Here is a 1381-nt window from a genome sequence, read left to right as displayed (position 1 = left end):
GCGACGGCATCCTCCTAGTCACCTCAAACACCACCCTCCCCGCAGGGCTCGGTGGGGAACAGCGCGCCCTGATTGCCACGAGCAGCCAAGCCCTCAAGGACAACGCGGGGAGCGCCGACATCTCTCGCGCCTTGGCGCTCGGCCCGGGCAGCATCGCCTTCGGTGACCTCATCGAGCATGTCTCTGGCGCCCTCGCCCCCGATCTCTACCGCGGTGGCGCTGCAGAGGACCCAACGAGCATCACGGGTTACGAGTTGCATGCCTACGAGGCCACTCTCACTGAGGTCGGCGGAAGGCGCCGCACAGCGTGGGCTGGACTCATCCGTGTCGACGAAACTGGCGACGCATACCCTGTCCGCTGGGAAACGCTCGCCAATCTGGTGCCCACAGCAAAGTCTGGTGGTGTCCCGCATCCTGCCCGCGAACAGCTGGCTGAGGAACGCGCCAACGAACTCGCCACCGGAACCCGCACTAAGTACCAAGAGGTCCGTAACGAATGGTTCGCTGCAGCGCGACGTGACCTGGAAAACCTTCCAGTCGACCTCACACACCAGATCCCAAACCGGGACGAACGCCTAGCCCTCCGAAACCGCCTGCGTGACCAGACCCAAGGCCGGCTCACGGAGCTCGAACGCCTCAGCAAGGTCGAGATCACCGATCCCACCTGCATGGCCCGAATGCGGGTTTACGCCGGAGCAGTCGACAGATCCCCTGAGGAGAAGGACTCCGAGCGCGTCGCGATGCGCCACGTCCAGCGACTGCTCCAAGAAGACGGCTGGGTCGTCTCGGACATCCACACCGAGAACCGGGGCTACGATCTCCAGGCAAGGAGGGGCCGGGAACAACGGCTCGTCGAGGTCAAGGGGGTCTGGGACTCTGCCGCGTCGCGGGGTATCCGGCTGACCGGAAACGAGGTGCTCATGGCAATGCAGCACCGCCGAGAGTTCTGGCTATACGTCGTCGACCAATGCAACGACGGCCGGGGAACCCTGTTCGGGAGTTTCCGTGACCCCATTGACGTGTTCGCCGGTGACATCCGCGGAGACGCAGTCTTCCGAATCCCCGGCTCCTCGCTGCGAACTGCCCGTGACCGCACTCAGGAGAGTCCCGCATGACCCGCATGATCGAACGCTGGTTCCCCTGCGCGGAGGTCAGTGACGCATGCTCCGAGAGCTGGGGCAGCGGAAACACTGAGTCGAGTCTGTGGGTGTGGTTCGCGAAGCGTCCGGTCGCCCAGGCCAAGGCCGCCGTGCTGACCAGCTTGCTTCCCTGGCCGGAGAGTGAAGCAGAGCAGCGCAATCTGCAGGGCCTCGTCCGCGACGCGCTGAAAGGCAACGCCGAAAAGGCCAAGGAGATTCACGAGATCCTGGAGAAGGAGTAC

At 64.4% G+C, this 1381-nt stretch carries 2 protein-coding genes; both read left to right on the top strand.

The genetic code is table 11. From position 1 onward, the window contains the following. Positions 1 to 1115, top strand: a 1115-nt coding sequence (locus ACZ5CR_RS45310; protein ID WP_468869551.1) for a protein NO VEIN domain-containing protein, incomplete at its 5' end; no start/stop codon positions are given. After that, positions 1112 to 1381: DUF1156 domain-containing protein (locus ACZ5CR_RS45305; protein ID WP_468869548.1), on the top strand; the 270-nt coding region annotated here is incomplete at its 3' end. The genes ACZ5CR_RS45310 and ACZ5CR_RS45305, both read left to right, overlap by 4 nt.

It is taken from the genome of Streptomyces sp. NPDC031274 (assembly GCF_055570235.1).
This window is presented reverse-complemented; position numbering and strand designations above follow the sequence as displayed.